Here is a 4,190-nt window from a genome sequence, read left to right as displayed (position 1 = left end):
TCGAGACCAGGACGTTGATAGGTCAGGTGTGTAAGCGCAGTAATGCGTTCAGCTAACTGATACTAATTGCCCGTAAGGCTTGATCCTATAACAAGTCTGTCTCGATGCCCGTTAGCGCTTTAGCGCTTACGGACATCGAGCGTCGAGTGCAAGGCACTCGACGTACGACGGTTGAAGTACCGCGTACGTGTGAGATACAGCTCACAACCCAACTAAATTACTGCTTCTTCCCAGATTGGTTCTGTTGGCCACGCCAGCAGAACAACCCCCTTTGCCTGATGACCATAGCGAGTCGGTCCCACCCCTTCCCATCCCGAACAGGACCGTGAAACGACTCTACGCCGATGATAGTGCGGATTCCCGTGTGAAAGTAGGTAATCGTCAGGCTCCCTAAGCCAGAAACCCCCGCCCGACAAGGCGGGGGTTTTTGCATTTCGGCGCCCAAAAAAGCATCCGGCGAGCGCCATGCGGCATGAGCTGGGTGTCGAAGGCGTCGGCCCCAATCGGAATCACTGCCCTGAGATTGTGACCTTACCCCGCCGAGTACACCATTCGTAATTTAGTCGGCTCGCCGGTTTTCGATTGATGCAATTGCCGGAATTGGCCCGGCGCCAGTTGCCCCAAGGCACTATGCGGGCGGATCGAGTTGTAATCGATTCGCCACGTTTCGATGCGCTTGCGTGCGTCCTCCAGGCTGACGAACGCATGCTGATTCAGGCACTCTTCACGCAGTCGCCCGTTGAAACTCTCGATGTATGCGTTTTCCACCGGCTTGCCGGGACGAATGAACTGCAGCTTGACGCCATGCTCGTGTGCCCAAGCGTCGAGCGCTTTGCTGATGAATTCCGGCCCGTTATCCACCTGAATCAAGTTTGGGCACCGTCCTCGTTGCCGTAGCTGCTCGAGCACGCGCGCCACGCGGACACCCGTTAGCGAGAAGTCGACCTCGATGTGCGGACATTCCCGGTTCCACGTGTCGATGATGGTCAACATTCGAACACGCCGACCATTCGCAAGCGCATCCGCAACGAAGTCCGTCGTCCAGCTCTCGTCCGCGCCAGTGGGCGTCGGCATCACGACGCGCAGATGACTCGGACGCTTCTTTCGCCGCCTCATGCGAAGCGACAAGCCTTCTTCTCGGTATAGACGTTCGGTCCGTTTGTGGTTCTGAACCAGTCCTTCTCGACGCAGCAGAACGTGCAGGCGAGGCGAACCAAACCGCGGCCGCTCCTGCGCCAGTTCGCGCAGACGCTGCCGAACAACATGGTCGGCATCTGCCGGCGCCGGTCGCCGAAACGTCCGTCGATTCAAGCCAACGAGCGCGCACGCCCGGCGCTCCGAATAGTCATGCTGTTCAATCACCTGCTGCACGACTTCCCGGCGCTGCACGGGCGAACTCACTTTTTTCCGAGAACGTCCTTCAGAACCTGGATGTCCAGCGCCTGGTCTGCCACCAACCGCTTGAGTCGCTGGTTCTCCTCTTCCAACTGCCGCAATCGGCGCGCTTCCGACACATCCATGCCGCCGTAGCGGCTACGCCAGTTATAGAACGTCGCATCCGATATGCCGTGCTTGCGACAAAGGTCTGCGACCTTCATGCCTGCATCGGCTTCCTTCAGCACCCCGATAATCTGCTCTTCACTGAACCGCGACTTCTTCATGACAAGGTTTCTCCTGCGGCCTTGCCACTAACTTTACAGTGGGATACTTCAGAGGGGAAAGGTCAATTGGCGCAAAATGCACCTCGCTTGTCGGGGTGTCTGCATGCCAGTAACTGGTGTTGCTGAAGCCACCGCCCTTCTACTCTTGTTCGCTCTGGTGGCCATTAGAGCCGCAATGGGAAATCGCCTTGGCAACCTCTCCATGGCAATCCTCCGTCCGGCCTTGCCCGGCGCCGGCCGCGATCAGACGTTGCTAGTTCTCGTCATCTGATAATCGATCAACACGCGTTGATCACCGGCGTATTGAGCGCATCTTCTGCCAAGGTCGATATATACCGTGTGGCAGCGGGATGCGCCTTGCGTTCATTCAGCCTTCCGCGTGTTATTGGCAGTAGTGGACAGGATGTCACCGCTCCCGGCTCCCTTGTCGCATGAATCCGCGTGACCGAACTGCGCCAGGAGAGGCGCGACATTGCTATCAAGCGCCATTCTCGGTCCAACTCGCCATATCTCGCGTTGAAAGAACCTCATCGACACGAGGCACAGGCTCGAGTCGAGGCAAGAAGCGGCCCGACTGAGGAGCCGGCCGCGCCGTATGCGTATTGCAGGTCGACCAAGATCAAAAATCGGCGGGGTAAGGTCACCACTCGTTGACCGTCCTGTACCGCGTAGATTTCCTCGATCAGCAAATAGGCGGCACTGCCTACGCGGTCTCGCCCTTCGCCCATCGGCGCGCGAAGTGTGGGCTGCCTGCGTCGACGCCTGGCGGGTGTTCCGTGCGTGCCATATTCCGATCGCCGAACGGAGAGTCTCCAGCGCGTGGACGCTGGTGCACCGTGCTTTGGTCTTGATCCCCCTTCAGCTCGAGCATTGCCGGACAGCGCACGTCGGATGTCGATGCTCCGGCGCCACATATCGGCTTATAACGTTTTCGGGAGCGTGAGGTGATGGCGAGGGCGCCTGCGTCGAATCCGGCGCGGACATTCGCGTTCAGTTGGACGAGGCGGGCACCGTCCGAGCAGTTGTGATATCGCGTGGACGCCGAAGATTCGCTGCGATGACGTTAGGCGGCTTGCACGACGAGACGTGGCGACGCCAAGCAGCGGAACATTCGACGCGGCGGCAACAAGGTTATGGAGAGGCAGGGCTCTGGACCTGGACGTACGTCGTCGTCAAGTGGCGGCTGTAAGCACATCAAGGCGTGCAGAATCATCGGATTCATCCTGCGGAACGTCGTCTGACCAACGCGTGCCGATTCATCGATTGTGCCGCGCGCTAGCCGACGTGCGTCCGACTCGCGCACCCGCCATCGAGCGTCGCCTTCAACTCTTGATACGCCCCAAGCGCCGAGCATGCCTCTTGGGCTCCGCGGTGACGCTGTCAGCCAGGCGTTGCTGTCGGATCCTCCCGATCGGCCTCGAACGGCACCAGGCGTCTACCGGAACCGTGGCATGTGCAGTTTCGACCGAGAAGAATGTCGTTGCAGAGCAAGCGGGCGCATGGAGAGTTTGTAGCGGAGGTAGAAGGGCGACTCGAGACGGTATCGTGCCTTCCGGTGAGCCCGTCGAACGCAGCGGTGATCGAATTCGGTGATGGAGCCGGCCCGCCGCAATTGCCGGAGAGGGCGCGAAAGCCTTGCACGCACATGGCGCCCTGATCGCGAGACCTCGCAGTATGCGGCGCCGGCTGCAGAGCCTCGTGCAGTGCGTCTATTCCGCGCTGGAAGCACCACCGAACCTCCCGCGAGCAACCGCCAGTCGGCTCGCCAAACCCGCCCGGCATGAAATTTGCCGAAATTTGCGTCTACCCGCTTGGCATTGTGCGAAAGAGGTCGTATGATGGCGGTCTTTCGTTTTTAGCGCAGATGCAGATCGGCGTTGAAGGCGGAGTCTGACGAAGATGTGGTGCCGGTCAGCAACATCTCGCGCTTGCCTTAGCCGGGCGAGGGCGGGGATCGGCGGGAAGCGGAAGTCGGGAAGAGAGTGAAAATAATCTTCCGGATGTGCTTGACAGGAGTGCGATGCACCCCCATAATCGTCAGTTCTCTACGGAGGGGTGCCCGAGTGGCTAAAGGGGGCAGACTGTAAATCTGTTGGCTTACGCCTACGTTGGTTCGAATCCAACCTCCTCCACCAAGATATCAGCGCAGTGAGCGGTAAGGAATCGTTAGTGGCCCGTGCGGGTGTAGCTCAATGGTAGAGCAGAAGCCTTCCAAGCTTACGACGAGGGTTCGATTCCCTTCACCCGCTCCAGACCGCTAAGTTGAAGCGTAGCGCCCATGTGGCTCAGTGGTAGAGCACTCCCTTGGTAAGGGAGAGGTCGGCAGTTCGATCCTGCCCATGGGCACCAGCAGTAAAAAGTCAGTGTCTTGTTTGCGCGCGGCGCAACCTGTGAAATTCCTTCTGGGAGTCGAAAATGGCCAAGGGTAAATTTGAGCGGACCAAGCCGCACGTGAACGTTGGTACGATTGGTCACGTTGACCACGGCAAGACGACGCTGACGGCAGCGATCACGACGGTTCTGACGAAG

General features: G+C 59.2%; 2 protein-coding genes, 3 tRNA genes and 2 rRNA genes. 6 read left to right on the top strand and 1 reads right to left on the bottom strand.

Annotated features, from left to right (window positions below):
- A 23S ribosomal RNA gene (locus tag HWX03_RS36560) occupies positions 1 to 87 on the top strand; the annotation flags it as partial.
- Between the two features lie 187 nt (positions 88 to 274).
- Positions 275 to 387: ribosomal RNA gene (gene rrf / locus HWX03_RS36555) — 5S ribosomal RNA — on the top strand.
- Positions 388 to 531: 144 nt separating this feature from the next.
- Here rrf and HWX03_RS36550 read toward each other — a convergent pair.
- Positions 532 to 1,661 (bottom strand): IS3 family transposase gene (locus HWX03_RS36550; protein WP_175874663.1). Its coding sequence is split into 2 segments (ribosomal slippage): positions 532 to 1,412 and positions 1,412 to 1,661, totalling 1,131 coding nucleotides; the frame shifts between segments, so codons are not numbered across the junction.
- 2,049 nt (positions 1,662 to 3,710) lie between these two features.
- On the opposite strand from HWX03_RS36550, the gene HWX03_RS36545 reads away from it, so the two are divergent.
- The 4 genes from HWX03_RS36545 to HWX03_RS36530 form a co-directional block, all read left to right on the top strand.
- Positions 3,711 to 3,796: transfer RNA gene (locus HWX03_RS36545), tRNA-Tyr, on the top strand.
- A 43-nt stretch (positions 3,797 to 3,839) separates the two neighbouring features.
- Positions 3,840 to 3,913: transfer RNA gene (locus HWX03_RS36540), tRNA-Gly, on the top strand.
- A 22-nt stretch (positions 3,914 to 3,935) separates the two neighbouring features.
- Positions 3,936 to 4,010, top strand: a tRNA-Thr gene (locus HWX03_RS36535).
- Positions 4,011 to 4,076: 66 nt separating this feature from the next.
- A partial coding sequence (locus tag HWX03_RS36530) for a GTP-binding protein (RefSeq protein WP_024163107.1) occupies positions 4,077 to 4,190 on the top strand: 114 nt, incomplete at its 3' end.

The sequence above is a fragment of the Burkholderia sp. BCC0397 genome, from assembly GCF_902832865.1.
In the GTDB taxonomy this organism is placed as follows: domain Bacteria; phylum Pseudomonadota; class Gammaproteobacteria; order Burkholderiales; family Burkholderiaceae; genus Burkholderia.
This window is presented reverse-complemented; position numbering and strand designations above follow the sequence as displayed.